This window comes from Massilia timonae CCUG 45783, assembly GCF_000315425.1.
In the GTDB taxonomy this organism is placed as follows: domain Bacteria; phylum Pseudomonadota; class Gammaproteobacteria; order Burkholderiales; family Burkholderiaceae_D; genus Telluria; species Telluria timonae.
Genome location: NZ_JH992924.1, coordinates 536,339 through 551,739, shown reverse-complemented (window position 1 = coordinate 551,739; position 15,401 = coordinate 536,339). Strand labels below are relative to the sequence as shown.

Sequence of the window (15,401 nt, the reverse complement as noted above, 5' to 3'; positions counted from 1 at the left end):
GACAGCAAAACACCAATTCTGGCGCTCAAAGAATGGCAGAAAAAGCGCCCCGAATTATTTGTCAAACGGGTTTATGAACAGGCGGGACTTGACACTTAGCCTCTACTTTTAGCGTGCTCTAAAAATGGGGGGATTACCCAGCAAAGTACCAGCGGCGATGCCAGGACTGATACTTCCGATCAGAACATTCTCCAATTCGATCTCGAAATATTTGATCGGGTTGCCCTGGCCGTCTGCACGCATGAATTCGAGCTTGGCCTTCGGAATCGTCTTACCCATCGCGCAGTGCTGCATAAGTATCGGGCTGGCCAGGTCGGCCGTTTTACTGAATAAAAGTTCCTCCAACTCCGCACGCTCCGCAGTGTGTCCACCGCCAGTCGAACTGGTGGCGCTCTTGGGCTGATGTATGCCCCAATGCACGGTCTCGCACTCGATCCAGTCCTTGTGCCTCTCGTCCTGCGACTCTCCTTTGATACCGTCCATTTGCAGATATACGTCGATTGCCATGTGGTTCCCCTGATTACGACCTGATGGTCGGCCTGTGGATTATGTGCATTCGTCGGTGGACTGGCTTAGCCGAGCGCAAAGTCGCGCCGTGTCATCGCGACTAGAGTGCGTATTCAAAGCAAGCAAGAGGACATTTATGCCAGCAACAGTTGAGAAAACACTGCCTCAGCGACCGACTGTCAATATGCGGATAAGCCCCGAGGCGCGCAAGCGGCTGCGCGATACGGAAACCGTTCAATACCGGTATTACAACGACATGGGCAAGAACCGTGGGCACTGCACATGGGGGATTAGCGTGCTCGCTCACCGTGGCGTTTGTACCGAAGAAGAGCTTGGGAGGGCTGTCAGCCCTGCTCAGGTCGAGGCTGAGTTCTCTCGTAAAGTCGCAGAGGCCGAAGGAGGGGTGCATCGCAACGTCCATGCAGAGTTAAACCAGGCCCAATTCGATGCCCTGGTTTCGTTCACGTATAACACGGGGATCGGTGGTGCCGGGAATACCTATAAGCTCATCAACGCCGGTGATTTCAGCGGAGCTGCTGCCAATATGCAGCAGTTTGTACGGGTGCGAATAAGAACTAAAAACGGCGTGAAAAAAGTCGTTGCAGGTGGTCTGGTAAAGCGCCGCGCAGAGGAAGCCGCACCGTTTCTGGAAACAGAAAGATAGGAGAACCATGGGACCTGTCAGAAATTCTGTGTGCGGGGCCAGAATTCGTAGTTAGATAATCGCGTTCGTGAAGCGCTCGCCGAACATGATGGCGAACTGGTTGGCAGCCTGCTTCCAGGTACGCTGTGGCATCTTCCAATCTTTCTCGATATTGCGCAAGGCCAGGAACAATAACTTGGTCGCGGCTTCGTCGCTGGGGAAGTGACCACGGTTCTTGACGATCTTCCGCAGACGCATATGCAGGCTTTCAATAGCGTTGGTCGTGTAGATGATCGTGCGCACTTCAGGTGGGTAGGCAAAGAACGGAATCACCTGCTGCCACTGGCGCCGCCACATCGCGGCCACGGTCGGAAACTTGGTGCCCCATGGGCCTTCTGCAAAGGCATCCAGCGCCGCTTCGGCCAGCTCGGCGTTGGCAGCGTGGTAGATCGGCTTGAGCGCCGCTGCCAGTTCCTTCCGGTCCTTCCAGGCCGCAAGCGTCGTCGAATTGCGGATCAGGTGCACGATGCACGTCTGGATCTGCGCTTGCGGATAAACGGCCTCGATGGCCTCCGGGAAGCCGCGCAGGCCATCGACGACGGCGATCAGGATATCGTCCAGTCCGCGGTTCTTGAGTTCGTTGAAAACCTTCAGCCAGAATTTGGCGCCTTCGGTCTGTTCGATCCACAGACCCAGCACTTCCTTGCGGCCGTCGGCACGAATGCCCAAGGCCAGATATACGGCCTTGTTCTTGACCGTGCCTTCGTCCCGGATCTTCAGGCGCAACGCGTCGAAATACACGATCGGATACATCGCCTCGAGCGGCCGCTGCTGCCACTGCGCGACCTCCTCGAGCACTTCGTCGGTGATGGTCGAAATCAGGTCTGGCGACACCTCGGTGCCGTACAACTCCAGCAAATGCGCCTGAATCTCGCGCACGCTCATACCACGAGCGTACATGCTGATAACGTGATCGTCGAAGCCCGACATCCGGCGCTGATGTTTGGCCACCAGTTTGGGCTCGAAGCTCGACAGACGATCGCGCGGAATGTCCAGGTGGAGCTCCCCGCCTGGCGTCAAGACCTTCTTCGGGCTGCTACCGTTGCGGTGGTTTCTGCTGCCGTCTTCCTCGTTGGCCAGGTGGTGGTTCAACTCGGCCGACAACATACGCTCGGCCAGCATTTTTTTGAGCTGCCCGGCGAGGCCCGATTCGCCAAGGATCGACTCGGCGTCCTTGTTCTCAACCTGGGCCAGCAACTGGTCGATCAGCTCAACGGGAAACGGGTACGCTGCTTTCTGTTTTTTGGGCTTCTTGGTGGTCATCACTTCGGTCATGGAACAGTCCTTTCGGGATTATTTCATGACCCCGTTCCACACAGAAATTCTGACAGGCTCGAACCATGTCACATCCATTCGCCAGAACCGTCACTCAGCGATGGGACATTCAAGCCTATATCGCAGTCGCGGTAGTCGCACTAGCGATGTGGGCATCAACACCTGCGAATGCCCAGAGCCAGGACAAATCGGTGATCGGACAATGGAGATTGACCGCTGTGCTGGACTCATCGCAGATCAGCGCGCTTGACGACGCCCAGGCCAATGGAATGATCGGTCAAGTACTCAGTATTGGAGCGAACCGCGTGCGACTGGGCAAACGCATCTGCGATGCACCCACGTTCGAGGCGACGCGCGCAGAGACCGAGGAATATCTGTATCGGCACGCAAATGCCAGCGCAGAGAACCTGGGGCTACCGAATCCGGTGACGGTGGTGAATCTGGATTGCATGGATGTATACCAGAAACCGCCAGACAAGCTGATTGTGCACTGGCAAGGTGTATTTTTTGACGCTGTGCGTGAAAGACCCCGACGCCAGAAATGACGCGGCCACAAACGCACCAAAAGCTACAATGCCCGGCAAAACCGGGCATTGAGAGTGAGGACAAGTGACGGATCAGGCCGTCCCGCCCACCGTCACCCCATCGATGCGCAGGGTCGGCTGGCCGACGCCCACCGGCACGCTCTGGCCTTCCTTGCCGCACACGCCGACGCCCGAATCCAGGCGCATGTCGTTGCCGATCATCGAGATGCGGTTCATCACGTCCGGGCCGTTGCCGATCAGGGTCGCGCCTTTCACCGGATAGGTGATCTTGCCGTCCTCGATCATATACGCCTCGCTGGCCGAGAACACGAACTTGCCGTTGGTGATGTCGACCTGGCCGCCGCCGAAATTCACTGCGTACAGGCCGTTCTTGACCGAGGCCAGGATCTCTTGCGGGTCCTTGTCGCCGGCGCGCATATAGGTGTTGGTCATGCGCGGCATCGGCAGGTGGGCGAACGATTCGCGGCGCGCATTGCCGGTGACCGGCATCTTCATCAGGCGCGCATTCATCGTGTCCTGGATATAGCCCTTCAGGATGCCGTCCTCGATCAGCGTGGTGCACTGGGTCGGGTTGCCTTCGTCGTCGATGTTCAGCGAACCGCGGCGGTCTTGCAGGGTGCCGTCGTCGACCACGGTCACGCCCTTGGCCGCCACCCGCTGTCCGATCATGCCGGCATACGAGGACGAGCCCTTGCGGTTGAAGTCGCCCTCCAGGCCGTGGCCGACCGCCTCATGCAAGAGCACGCCGGGCCAGCCCGGTCCCAGCACGATGGTCATCGGACCGGCCGGGGCCGGACGCGCCTCCAGGTTGACGCAGGCCGACTTGACGGCCTCGGTCGCATAGCGGTCGAGCACCTCGTCGTCGAAGTAGCCGTAGTCGAAACGGCCGCCGCCGCCGGAGGAGCCGACTTCACGCCGGCCGTTCTGCTCGGCGATCACGGTCACCGACACGCGCACCAGCGGACGGATGTCGGCCGCCAGCACGCCGTCGCTGCGCACCACCAGCACCACGTCGTATTCGCCGGCCAGGCCCGCCATCACCTGCACCACGCGCGGATCCTTGGCGCGCGCCATCTTTTCCACGCGCTCGAGCAGCTTCACTTTCGCGGTCGCATCGAGCGAAGCCAACGGATCGTTGGGCAAATACAGCGAACGGCCGCCGGTCGGCAGCGCGCTGCCGGCCACCTTGATGCGGCCGGCGCCGGCGCGCGCGATGGTGCGCGTGGCGGTGGCGGCGTCCAGCAGCGCGCGCTCGGAAATCTCGTCGGAATACGAAAACGCGGTCTTGTCGCCCGAGATGGCGCGCACGCCGACGCCCTGGTCGATCGAGAAGCTGCCGGTCTTGACGATGCCCTCTTCCAGGCTCCAGCCTTCGCTCTTGGTGAACTGGAAGTACAGGTCGGCGTAATCGACCTTGTGCGTGAACATCGTCCCCAGCGCGCGCAGCAGCTTGCCCTCGTCGAGGCCGAATGGCGTCAACAGCACGTCGCGCGCGACGGCGATGGAGGAAAGATTCGGTTCAAATGGAGTCATGTTGGCATCAAGCATTCGGTTGGAAAGGGCATTGTGCCATATCCATGCCGTTCGCACCGGAAGGTAGCCCAGGCAATGTGCTGTCGGTCATCGGGCATGCGTTTCGTGGCGCCAGGCGCCGCCTGACCCACTCAATCCCAGTAGCGGTTGGCGCGCACCAGTTCCAGGTAGTCGTCCCGCGTGACGCCGACAACGATTTTGTCGTGGTGTTGGCCGTCGCGAAAAAACCAGTTGCGGCGCACCCCTTCCTGCTTCCACCCACACTTGTCAAGATAAAAGCGGATCGAACGTTGATTGTAGGCAATCATGTCGCCGTCCAGGCGCTGTAAGCCCAGTTCCATGAAGGCATAGCGCATGATCGCCATCACCGTGTCGAGGGCGTAGCCGCGGCCGCGCAGGTTTTTTTCCCCGATCATCATGCCGTGGAAAGCGTTGCCGTTTTTCCAGTCGATGTCCACCAGGTTGGCGGTGCCGATCATGCCGTCGTCCGGCGTGTCGATGCAAAAGACATGGCTGGTCGGATTGCCGTCCTTGCGCGAACGGACCCAGTCTTCGGTCGAGCGGCTCGAGAACGGAAAATGCCAGCCGCCAAGCATATTCCATACTTCCGGATCGTTGCTCCAGCGATGCAGGCGCGGCACGTCATCGAGTTCCGGAGCCCTGAGGGTGACGGTCTTCCCTTGGATATTCATGGTGTATCTCCAGTATGGTGTATGTGTGCCGACAAGTAGGCCGCGCAGGCATCCGCCACCCTCGCCATATCGTCTTCGTCATAGCGCTGGTCGCAAGGCAAGGGCACGAGCTCGCGGACCAGGGCGGCTGCAGCGCTGGCGCCCGGCGCTCGCTGCAGGACGTCGGACCAGTAGGTTGCGACGTAGATTCGCTGTGCGATAAGCGCCTCGCGCAGGCCTTGCGCGCCCGTCAGCAAGGGATAGCACAGGGGACCATCGATGCTTCCGGGATCGAGGTCGCAGCCGTTGAAGCGCGCCAGCCGCCGGTGCAGATAGTCGAAGTTGCGCTTGCGCCGTTCCCGAGCCGCCTCGAGGTCGACGCTGCCCAGGATGCGCTCGGATAGCGCCGACATGTGGCGCGGCGCCAGTGCCGCCAGCGCCTGTTCGCTGCGCTGGTAGGCGGCGTACCCGATCTCCGGCGCGCCCGCCAACCGCATCAGGAGGTGGCCGGCATGTTCCAGCACCGGCGTATCGTCCTGTTGCGGGGCAGGCACCGGCAAGTCCGTGACCAGGAAGCCGCCATCGGCAACACCAAAGAACTTGCGCGGCGAATAGATGGACGCCAGGCAGGCCGGAGCCGGCACGTAGAACGCCTGGCAATGGTCGAGCACGACACGCGCGGGATCCACCCGCGCCAGCAAGGCATCGATTTCACGGGTACGGACACCGAAATAGTTGACGGCATAGAACCAGTCATCCGCCTGCAGATCGACCTGCCCCGACACCTCGAAACGGGCATCGACCTCGTATGGCATGACGGTCACGCCAGCCGCGTGCAGAGGCGCCAGCATGGAATCGCACAGGTAGTCGGGCATCCACACCCGGCCCGGCCGACCGGCTTGCAACAACGCGAAAAACGCCGCGCGCGCCGACTGGAAACGCAATGCGCCGGGAAACGCTGACGGCCGCTGCGGCGGCAGCTCGAGTTCGAAATAGCCACCGATCGCTGGCGCGCTCATGCCACCTCCCCCGCCGCGATCAGCTCACGCGTGGCGCGGGCGTCGTTGAACATCAGCACGTCCAGGATCGACAGTCCGGGCTGGAACGGCTGCGCCAGCTGGGGATAGGGTTCCAGGCGCGGTGCGATGAACTCCAGGGCGATGCCATGCCAGGCGAAGGTCGACTTGTCGTACAGGTCGGTGCCACCGGGCGCGTTGAGGTAGCGGCTGGCGCGCTCGCGCAGGCAAATGTCGATGATGCGCGTCTCCCCCGCCAGGTGCCCATTGTCGTAGGTGCGGGATGAATCGACGAGCCCCGTGTCCAGCCCGACGTGTTCGCACACCATGCGTACACTGGCGCGCGACAAGGCGCCGATCGACGCATGATTTCCGTGAATGACACTGGCGAGCATCTCGTACGCCAGCGCGAAGTATGGCGCCCTGGCGTAGGCGTGGCGGACACTCTCCAGCAGCTTCTTTTTCCAGTGCTCGCCCGGCTCCGGCCTCACCGTATCAATCTTCATGAAGGAACTCGCGCCGGCCAGCGGCACCGTCATGTAGCGTACCGCCCCCGCCAGGAACAGGCGGTTGCGGTTGACCCATCCATTCTTGATGTAATTGACGTCGTCATAGAACACGAATCGATCGACCGACGCAAGCAGCTGGAAGTACCCGATGTACGGAAACAGATAAGGCTGCATGATGGCAAGCTTCACCGTTGCGCCCCCGGCGCGACGACCGCGCAAGCCACGCTCGCCGACGACGCCTCGCGCAGCGCGCGTGCCTGTCGAGAGACCTGGATCGAGTGGTGTTTGCTCATGATTGCAGTGCCATTCACTATGCGCGGTATGGGCCGCCCTGCTGCCGGCTGAGGGAAAACCGCATGATGACAAAAATCTTTCCCCAAAACAAGCTTCGTGATACGCATGCACGGCGGGCCCCGAAACCCTCGAGGAACGCCTACATTTTGCGATGGCGCAATACCGGCAGGCTTTCGCGCACCCCGGCCAGGTAGGCCGCATCCAGTTCGCCCGCGACCACGCCCTCGCCTTCCGGCAGCACCGCCTTGACCTCGCCCCAGGGATCGACCAGCATGCTGTGTCCGTAGGTGCGGCGGCCGTTGACGTGCATCCCGCCCTGGGCCGCGGCCAGCACATAGCACTGGTTCTCGATGGCGCGGGCGCGCAGCAGCACTTCCCAGTGCGCGCGGCCGGTGGTGTGGGTGAAGGCGGCCGGCACGATGATGAGAGCGCATTCGCCCATCGCGCGGTACAGCTCGGGGAAACGCAGGTCGTAGCACACCGACAGGCCGACCCGGCCGAACGACGCGTCGAACACGCCCACCGTCTCGCCCGGCACGATGGTGCGCGCCTCGTCATACGATTCGGCGCCCTTGTTGAAGCCGAACAGGTGGATCTTGTCGTAGCGGCTCATCATTTGCCCCTGCGGGTCGTACACCAGGGTGGTGTTGAGCACCTTGCCCGCCTCGGGCGAGACCATCGGCAAGGTGCCGCCGACCAGCCAGATCCCGTGCTCGCGCGCCAGCGCGGCCATGCAATTCTGGATCGGGCCGCTGCCGGGCTGCTCCGCGTGCGCCACCTTGTCGGCGTCGCTCATGCCCATGATCGGCCAGTATTCCGGCAGGGCCACCAGGGTGGCGCCCCGGCCGGCGGCCTCGGCCACCAGGCGGCGCACGGTGGCCAGGTTCTCGCCGACCTCGGGGGTGGAAACCATCTGGATCGCGGCTACGGTCGTCATATCACTCCTTCTTGGCTGGCTCAGTGGCTGGTGCAGTGGCGGCGGCCGCCGCCGGGTTGTCGATTTTCGTGATGACCGGCGCCTTCCACGGCCCCGTCACCTGCATTTCATAGGTCAGCGCCTTCATCACCGGCGCGCGCAGGAACAGCTGGGCCAGGAAGCCCCCCAGGCCGATCACCGGGTTCACCGCCAGGCCATACACCAGCGGCCCGGTGCCCAGGTTGAATTCGGGGATCACCACCACGCGCAGGTTCGTCGATTCGTTGGCGATGTCGGCGCTGCCGTTCATCAGGACGGTGGCCGCCACCCCATGCATTCTAAGGTTGTCGGTGCGCAGCACCCCGCGCTGGATCATGGCGTTGGCGCTGATGCCGTCGAACGCCAGGCCTTCCGAGAACACGTCGTGGAAGTCGAGCTTGAGCAGGCGCGGCAGCGCTTGCAGGCTGAGCACGCCCAGCAGCTTGGCGGCGCCCGGATCCTGCTTCAGGAACTGGCCCGATTCGACGTTCATCTCGATCTGGCCCGACAGGCTCGGGATATCCATCGCATACGGCAGGCCGGCCCAGGAAATGTCGCCGCTCAGGGTGCCGTTGCCGCGCCCGATCGTGCCTGGGAAGCCCAGGCGGTCCAGCAGCTTGCCGGCGTCGTCCATGTGGAGCGCGAAATTCAGGCTGGTATTGCTCTTGCCATCCTTGGTCAGCCAGCGGCCGTTGGCCTTCAGCTGGCCGTCCGGATTGGCGAGCAGCACGCGGTCGATGCGCCATTCGCGGCCCGCCAGCGCGCGCACATTGCTGGCGCGCAGTTCCAGCCGGCCGAGGCGCTTGTCGAACAGTTCGAACTGCTCGGCCACGATGTCGAGCGAAGGGATGGTGGCGCTGGCGCCCCGGCTCGACTCCAGCAAGTCCTTGACCTCGGCCTCGGCCGATTCGGGAATCGTGAGCGAAGCCAGGCGCGCCGTGACCTTGCCCAGGCCGCTGGGGGTCTCGCTCCAGGTGAGATAGCCGCTGGCCTGGCGCGAATGCAGGTTCGCCTGCCAGGTGTCGCGGGTGTGGGTGGCGCCGAGCACCACGTCGGCCACGCGCCGTTCGCCGATGGTCAGTTCGCTGATGCGTCCGGCCAGCACGGTCGGCAGGATGTACTGCGTGAAGTCGGCGCCGCTGGCGGAGCTGGCCGCCGGTCCGGCCATCGCGCCCGGCGCCGGCAAGGCGGCGCCGGTATCCGCATCCGCGCCGGCGATGGCGCGCCCGGCCGCCAGCCAGTGATCGATATTGAGCACCTTCGAATCGACGTGGACCATCATGCCTTCGTCGGGCAGCGGCGCCGGCACGTTCACGCCGATGCCGCCCTGGGTCACCCGCCACGGGCCCTTGCCCTGCTTCTCGCGCAGGTAGCGCGCCGCCAGGTTGGGGCCGACGCCGACGCGGATCTCGTCGCGGCCCAGGCCGGCCATGGTCGGCGCGCCTTCCAGCACGAAGCTGAGCGGCAGGCTGGCGTCCGCCGCCTTGTTCAGCGGGTGCGGCAATTCGACGCCCAGGCCCGACAGGCTGGAGTCGATGGCGATCGTGCGCCGGCCTTCGCGCACCACGATCGAGCCGGTGTAGTGGGTGCTCCCCGACAGGCGTTCGGCCAGGCGTTGCATTGCCGGCGCCGGCGCCGTGCGGCGCATGCCCTCGGCCGACAGCACGCCGTCGAGCAGCACCCGGGTGCTGCCGTCGCGCTGGGTGCCGCCGGCCACCGTGACCGGCTCGCCCAGGAAGTCCGCGCGAATCGCCTCCAGGCCGAAGCCATGGTCATGGAAATCGATCCGGCCCTGGGCGCTTTGCAAGGTCGGCAGTTCGGGGAACAGGCTGACGTCGTTGTTCTGCAATTGCAGGCTGCCCTGCACCTTGGTGTCATGCATGTGCGACAGCGGCATGCGCAATTTCAGGCCCAGCTTCGCGTTGCCGCTGCCGCGCGTGTCCTCGGTGAAGTGGCCGATCCAGTCCAGCACCGGCGTCACCGACACATAGCGCAGGAATTCCTGCAGCGGCCCGGCGCCCTGGCCGTCGATTTCCAGCATCATGTTCTCGTGGGCGCCAAGGTCGGGGATCACCGCCTTGACGTTCGACAGCGCCACGCCCAGGGTGCGCAGGGTCTTGCCGTGGATTTCCATGCGCGCCCGGTCGAACTCGATGCTGCCGTCGATCGCCTCGGCCAGCGGCCACAGCGGCGTGCCGTCCGGATGCCGGTGGCCGGGCGCGTATTCGAGGCGCGCCCCTGCCAGCCGTCCGCTCACGTTGAATTCGCCGCGCGCGCGTTCGGCCGCGTTATTGGCGTGGAACGGGAAGTGGGCCAGGTCGCCGCGCAGGCGCAGGCTGGCGTCGTTCAGGCGTCCGCCCTGCAAGGCCCCGACCAGCCAGTCGTGCAGGCCGTGCGGGGTGGCGAGCGGCAGGTAGCGGCCGATCTGGTCGATCGGGAAGCCGTCCAGGCTGCCGCTGAAGTCGGCGCTGCCGGGCCCGTGGCCGGGCTCGAGCGGCAACACGTGGCGGCCCGACACCTCGCCCGTGAAATCGCCCTGGCGGAACGTCAGGTCGTCGACCTCCACCTGCAATTGCTGCCCCGGCTCGAGCTTCCAGTTCGCTTTCAGCGCCAGCTGGTCGAACGGCATGCGCGGCTCGGCGAACCAGGCCGGCATGAACAGCGCCAGGCCCTTCGAGTCCAGCGCCACGCTGCCGCCGCGCTCGTTCGCATCGATGCGGCCGCTCAGGCGCTCGAAACCGGGCGTGGCGGGCCGCGCCGGCAGCGCCGGAACGCCGCCCTGGGCGTTTCTCGCCGGACGGGCGGCGACGGCATTCAGGGCCAGGTCGGCGACCTCGCCGCGGATGCGCCAGCCGCTCACGTTCGGGTAGCGCCCATCCCATTCGGCGCTGACGTCCTGCAGCATGCCGCGCGGCGCATAGTCGGCCAGCAGCTGGCGCTGCACCGGCGTGACCGGCAGGTACTGGGCCAGCGCCGCCAGCGCGCCGATGTCGAGCCGGCGCGCGCGCAGGGCGCCGCGCTCTGGCTGGCCATCCTTCGCGGGACGCCAGGTTTGTTCCAGCGTGGCCGGCGGCAGCGCGCGGCCATCGCGCGCCACCACGGCAAAGTGTTCGAGGCGGATCGTGTGGCCGTGGGCGCCGAAGGTCGGCTTGCCGTCGGCCCCGTTCGGCAGCAATTCCTCGCGCGCCGACAGGCGGCCGCTGACGCGCGCCAGCTGCAGGGGCGCGATGTCCTTGCCGAGGCGCGCATTGACGCCGGCCAGGGCCAGGTCGGCGGTGAAGCCGGCCAGGCGCGCCTGGTCGAAGCCGAGCCAGGCGCGCAGCGAACCGCGGCCGCGCTCGAGCTGGATCGGATAGTCGACGAAGCGTTTCCAGGCGCCGAGGTCGACGTCGCGCAGGTCGGCGTACAGCTCGCCCTTCCAGCGCAGCACGTCCGACGGCCGTTCGCCGAAGCGGTGGCGGAACTGGGCGCGCACGTCGATCGGGCTGCCCAGCGCGCGCGGCGGCGTGGCCTGCAGCGCGAAGTGGTGGGCGCCCCAGCGATTGAGCAGCGCCAGGGTCACGCCTTCCAGCGCCAGCGGCGGCGTGCCGCGCAATTCGTCGGTCCAGTCGACCCGGCCGTCGCGGATCACGATCTCGCGCTGGCGCAGCAGCCAGTCGCCGCCGCCGCCGCCGGCCTTGTTGGGGTCGAGCCGCACACCGGCGACCTCGATCACGCCGTCCAGCCCGCGCCGCACCGCCAGGCGCGGCCCCTTGATCTCGAGCGAGGCGAAGCGCGGCTCGAAGGCGGCCACGCTCCACCAGCCCAGGGTCGCCTCGACCTGCGGCAGCGCCAGCACCTGGCGCCCGTCGCGGTCGTGCAGGCGCACTTCGCTAAGCGACAGGGCCGGCCGCAAGCCGTGCCAGGACGCGGCCAGGCGCGCGATCGTGACCCGGCTGCCGAGGGCATTGCCGGCCATGCGCTCGATGTCGCTTTTATACAGGTCGATGTTGGGGAGGATGGCGTAGCGCAGCACCAGGAACAGCACGGCAAGCGCGAAATACACCAGCAGCACGAGCTTGATGGTAAAGCCAAGCACGTGGTGCGAGGCCAGGTTGGCCATGCGGTAGGCCGAACGCAGCCGCCGCCAGCGCACGGCGAGCGGCGATGCCGCAGTGGGCGCCTGCGGATCCGGGTTGTGCATCAAGGTGCTAATAACAAAGGCTCGCCGTAAATTTAACTCTTTAATAAAACAGGTCGCTTGCAACAGTTGCGGCGTCTACCTTACCATCGGTGCTGACCCAGGCAGCGTATCGTGTCCGATGAGCAGGCCATTCTACCGCATCGCCTCTGAGCCAGACCTTAAAAACCCTCCCCGCCGGGCGGCACCGACCCGCGCATCTAACAGGATCGACGATGACCACAGCTTCCCCCGCCTGCGCCTCACGCTTCGTCCAGCGCTGGCTCGATGCCGCTCCCGAGCGCGCCGCCCAACTGGCCGCATTGTCATCATTATCGCTGGGCGGCGCCGATTTCCGCGCGCTGTTGGAACGCGAACTGGCCCAGGGCCTGCCGCTGGAACGGGCCATGCGCCGCGTGCGCAACCTGCTGGTCTCGACCATCGTGGCGCGCGACCTGGGCGGTCAGGCCGACCTCGACGAGGTGGTCACGGCCATGACGGCCTTCGCCGACTTCGCGATCCAGACCCACGTCTTCGCCCTCACCGACGAGCTGGTGGCCAGCCACGGCATGCCGATGGGCGAGGAATCCGGCCGCCCCCAGCACCTGATGGTGCTGGCCATGGGCAAGCAGGGCGGCGGCGAGCTCAATGTCTCGTCGGACATCGACCTGATCTTCGTCTATCCGGAAGACGGCGAGACCGCGGCCGGCCCCGGCCAGCGCCAGTTGTCGAACCACGAGTTCTTCGTGCGCCTCGGACGGCGCCTGAACGCGGCCCTGTCCGAGGTGATCGAGGACGGCTTCACGTTCCGGGTCGACATGGCGCTGCGCCCCAACGGCAAGTCCGGCCCGCTGGCGGCCAGCCTGGGCATGGTCGAGGAATACCTGATCGTCCAGGGCCGCGAATGGGAGCGCTATGCCTGGGTCAAGGCGCGCGCCGTCACCGGCGCGCCCGACGACATCGCGGCGCTCGACGCCATCGTGCGGCCCTTCGTGTTCCGGCGCTACCTCGACTTCGGCGTGATCGACGCGATCCGCAATATGCACGCCCAGATCCGCGCCGAGGTGAAGCGCCAGGAGCGCCTGCATCCCGAGCGCAGCCACAACGTCAAGCTGGGGCGCGGCGGCATCCGCGAGATCGAGTTCCTGGCCCAGGTGTTCCAGCTGATCCGCGGCGGACGCGATCCGGCCTTGCGCGAGCGCTCCACCCGCAAGACCCTGCTGCTGCTGGCCGAGCGCGAGCTGCTGCCGCAAGAGACGGTGGAGCGCCTGCTGCAGGCCTATACGTTCCTGCGCAACCTCGAACACCGGGTGCAATACCTGGAAGACGCCCAGACCCATACCCTGCCGGCCAATCCGGACGACCGGCTGGCGGTGGCGCACATGATGGGCGTCAAGGACGAAGCCACCCTGCTGGACGCGCTCGACGCGCAGCGCAGCTATGTGGCCCAGCAGTTCGACGCCATTTTCGCCGACAAGGAAAAACCCGACGACAAGCCGGATGCCCCGGCCCTGGCCGACGAACTGGATAATATGGACGCACTCGCCGCCCGCCTGGCCGCGCTCGGCTTCGACGACGCCCGCACCGCCGCCAGCCGCCTGGCCGCCACCCTGCAGGGTCCGCGCCTGTCGAACCTTCCCGACGCCAGCCGGGAGCGGCTGCTGGCGCTGGTGGACGCTTCCCTGCCGCTGGTGGCCACAGTGGTCGGTGAGGCCGGCATCGGCAGCCACGCCGCCACCCTGGGCCGCCTGCTCGACCTGTTCGAAGCGATCGCGCGCCGCTCGGCCTACCTGTCGCTGCTGACCGAATACCCGCACACGCTCGAGCGGGTGATCCGGATGATCAATGCCAGCGGCTGGGCCGCCACCTTCCTCACCCAGCACCCGATCCTGCTCGACGAACTGCTGGACGACCGCAATGCCGGCGCCGGCGACCTCGGGCAGCTGGCCGCGCTGCTCGACGAACATTTGAGCGAGGCGGCCGGCGACACCGAGCGCCAGCTCGACATCCTGCGCGAAGCCCACCATGCGCAGCTGTTCCGCCTGCTCGCCCTGGACCTGGCCGGCGAGCTGTCGGTCGAACGCCTGGCCGACCACCTGTCGGCGCTGGCGGATATGATCGTCGGCGCCGTGGTCAGGCATGCCTGGCGCACGGTCAATGGCCGCCACCGCGAGGAACCACGCTTCGCCGTCATCGCCTACGGCAAGCTGGGCGGCAAGGAGCTCGGCTATGTGTCGGACCTCGACGTGATCTTCCTGTACGACGACGAAGACCAGGACGCCCCGCCCCTGTATGCGCGCCTGGCCCAGCGCTTCATCACCTGGATGACGGCCCATACCGCGGCCGGCATCCTGTTCGACGTCGACATCGCCCTGCGGCCGGACGGCGCCAGCGGCATGCTGGTTTCGTCGGTAGCCGCCTTCGAGCGCTACCAGAACGATGCCGCCTGGCTATGGGAACACCAGGCATTGACGCGCGCCCGCTTCTGCGCGGGCGAGCCGGCCATCGGCGCGCGCTTCGAGGCGATCCGCGAGCAGGTATTGCGCAAGGACCGCTCCGGCCAGGAAGCGCAACTGAAAGAGGAGGTGGTGCGCATGCGCCAGCGCATGCGCGACGCCAACGTCAACCGCAGCGAGCTGTTCGACCTCAAGCACGACGCGGGCGGCATGATCGACATCGAGTTCATCGTGCAATACCTGGTGCTGCGCCATGCCGCGGCTTACCCGCAGCTGACCGCGAACGCCGGCAATATCGCCCTGCTGCGCGTCTGCGGCGAGCTGGGCCTGATCGACGCCGGCCTGGCGGGTCAGGTCGCCGACGCCTACCGCATCATGCGCAAGCTGCAGCACAGCGTGCGGCTGCAGGGCCAGGACAAGACCCGGGTCGAGCCCGGCCTGGTGGGCGCCCACCCCGATAGCGTACGAGCGCTGTGGCAAGCCTGCTTCGGCAACTGAACAGCAGCTTTTCCTTCCTCTCCCCATCCCATTTCGTGCACGCACCACTCCGGTGCGTGTGCGCTCTCCTCGCACTGAATTTACTCGTAAGTACACCTTTTTTGCACAATCGATAAGCCGTTGAATTTCCTGACTTTTTGGTCATTTAATTTCTTTCTGATAACTGTTGTTTTTGCCACAAATTCCAGCCTGCAACGCGTTGACACTGGTCAACACGGAATGGTTTTATATAGATGTGTATGCACGACGGAACCCCCGTTATCCACGGGCGTCCGCATGC

At 65.2% G+C, this 15,401-nt stretch carries 10 protein-coding genes and 1 pseudogene; 3 read left to right on the top strand and 8 right to left on the bottom strand.

Going from position 1 to position 15,401, the window contains the following annotated elements:
• Positions 1-138 precede the first annotated feature (138 nt).
• Positions 139-507: pseudogene (locus HMPREF9710_RS17575) on the bottom strand (Hcp family type VI secretion system effector); the annotation flags it as partial.
• Positions 508-643: 136 nt separating this feature from the next.
• Between HMPREF9710_RS17575 and HMPREF9710_RS17570 the strand changes: the two are divergent.
• Positions 644-1,171, top strand: a complete 528-nt coding sequence (locus tag HMPREF9710_RS17570) for a lysozyme (RefSeq protein WP_229409853.1) — start codon at positions 644-646, stop codon at positions 1,169-1,171.
• 51 nt (positions 1,172-1,222) lie between these two features.
• On the opposite strand, the gene HMPREF9710_RS17565 is transcribed toward HMPREF9710_RS17570, so the two are convergent.
• Positions 1,223-2,473 carry an IS256 family transposase gene (locus HMPREF9710_RS17565; RefSeq protein ID WP_157225494.1) on the bottom strand — a complete coding sequence of 417 codons (1,251 nt, stop codon included), beginning with the start codon at positions 2,471-2,473 and terminating at the stop codon, positions 1,223-1,225.
• A gap of 77 nt (positions 2,474-2,550) precedes the next feature.
• Here HMPREF9710_RS17565 and HMPREF9710_RS17560 point away from each other — a divergent pair, with 77 nt between their 5' ends.
• Positions 2,551-3,030 carry a hypothetical protein gene (locus HMPREF9710_RS17560; RefSeq protein WP_157225636.1) on the top strand — a complete coding sequence of 160 codons (480 nt, stop codon included), beginning with the start codon at positions 2,551-2,553 and terminating at the stop codon, positions 3,028-3,030.
• Between the two features lie 72 nt (positions 3,031-3,102).
• Here HMPREF9710_RS17560 and tldD read toward each other — a convergent pair whose 3' ends face one another.
• The 6 genes from tldD to HMPREF9710_RS17530 form a co-directional block, all read right to left on the bottom strand.
• The gene (tldD, locus tag HMPREF9710_RS17555) at positions 3,103-4,563 is read right to left on the bottom strand and encodes a metalloprotease TldD (RefSeq protein ID WP_005668528.1); all 1,461 of its coding nucleotides are present in this window, start codon (positions 4,561-4,563) and stop codon (positions 3,103-3,105) included.
• Positions 4,564-4,694: 131 nt separating this feature from the next.
• Complete coding sequence (locus tag HMPREF9710_RS17550; protein WP_005668527.1) at positions 4,695-5,255, bottom strand: GNAT family N-acetyltransferase; 561 nt, start codon at positions 5,253-5,255, stop codon at positions 4,695-4,697.
• Positions 5,252-6,253 (bottom strand): hypothetical protein, encoded by a 1,002-nt coding sequence (locus HMPREF9710_RS17545; protein ID WP_005668525.1) that lies wholly within the window; start codon positions 6,251-6,253, stop codon positions 5,252-5,254. Before HMPREF9710_RS17545 ends, HMPREF9710_RS17550 begins: the two co-directional genes overlap by 4 nt.
• Positions 6,250-6,933, bottom strand: coding sequence for a WbqC family protein (locus HMPREF9710_RS17540; protein WP_005668524.1), 684 nt, complete (start codon positions 6,931-6,933; stop codon positions 6,250-6,252). The genes HMPREF9710_RS17545 and HMPREF9710_RS17540 overlap by 4 nt, the downstream gene beginning before the upstream one ends.
• A 259-nt stretch (positions 6,934-7,192) precedes the next feature.
• Entirely contained in the window at positions 7,193-7,990 is a 798-nt protein-coding gene (locus HMPREF9710_RS17535; RefSeq protein ID WP_005668522.1) for a carbon-nitrogen hydrolase family protein, read from the bottom strand.
• A gap of 1 nt (position 7,991) precedes the next feature.
• The gene (locus HMPREF9710_RS17530; RefSeq protein ID WP_005668520.1) at positions 7,992-12,191 is read right to left on the bottom strand and encodes a YhdP family protein; all 4,200 of its coding nucleotides are present in this window, start codon (positions 12,189-12,191) and stop codon (positions 7,992-7,994) included.
• Between the two features lie 212 nt (positions 12,192-12,403).
• Here HMPREF9710_RS17530 and glnE point away from each other — a divergent pair, with 212 nt between their 5' ends.
• A complete protein-coding gene (glnE, locus tag HMPREF9710_RS17525; protein ID WP_005668518.1) occupies positions 12,404-15,121 on the top strand; it encodes a bifunctional [glutamate--ammonia ligase]-adenylyl-L-tyrosine phosphorylase/[glutamate--ammonia-ligase] adenylyltransferase in 2,718 nt (905 codons plus the stop codon).
• Positions 15,122-15,401 lie beyond the last annotated feature (280 nt).

What these genes read in the sequence shown, in the direction of transcription:
- HMPREF9710_RS17570 (WP_229409853.1), top strand. Translation starts at nt 644, where the DNA reads ATGCCAGCAACAGTTGAGAAAACACTGCCTCAGCGACCGACTGTCAAT.
- tldD (WP_005668528.1), bottom strand. Translation starts at nt 4,563, where the DNA reads ATGACTCCATTTGAACCGAATCTTTCCTCCATCGCCGTCGCGCGCGAC.
- HMPREF9710_RS17540 (WP_005668524.1), bottom strand. Translation starts at nt 6,933, where the DNA reads ATGCAGCCTTATCTGTTTCCGTACATCGGGTACTTCCAGCTGCTTGCG.
- HMPREF9710_RS17535 (WP_005668522.1), bottom strand. Translation starts at nt 7,990, where the DNA reads ATGACGACCGTAGCCGCGATCCAGATGGTTTCCACCCCCGAGGTCGGC.
- HMPREF9710_RS17560 (WP_157225636.1), top strand. Translation starts at nt 2,551, where the DNA reads ATGTCACATCCATTCGCCAGAACCGTCACTCAGCGATGGGACATTCAA.
- HMPREF9710_RS17565 (WP_157225494.1), bottom strand. Translation starts at nt 2,473, where the DNA reads ATGACCACCAAGAAGCCCAAAAAACAGAAAGCAGCGTACCCGTTTCCC.
- glnE (WP_005668518.1), top strand. Translation starts at nt 12,404, where the DNA reads ATGACCACAGCTTCCCCCGCCTGCGCCTCACGCTTCGTCCAGCGCTGG.
- HMPREF9710_RS17550 (WP_005668527.1), bottom strand. Translation starts at nt 5,255, where the DNA reads ATGAATATCCAAGGGAAGACCGTCACCCTCAGGGCTCCGGAACTCGAT.
- HMPREF9710_RS17545 (WP_005668525.1), bottom strand. Translation starts at nt 6,253, where the DNA reads ATGAGCGCGCCAGCGATCGGTGGCTATTTCGAACTCGAGCTGCCGCCG.
- HMPREF9710_RS17530 (WP_005668520.1), bottom strand. Translation starts at nt 12,191, where the DNA reads ATGCACAACCCGGATCCGCAGGCGCCCACTGCGGCATCGCCGCTCGCC.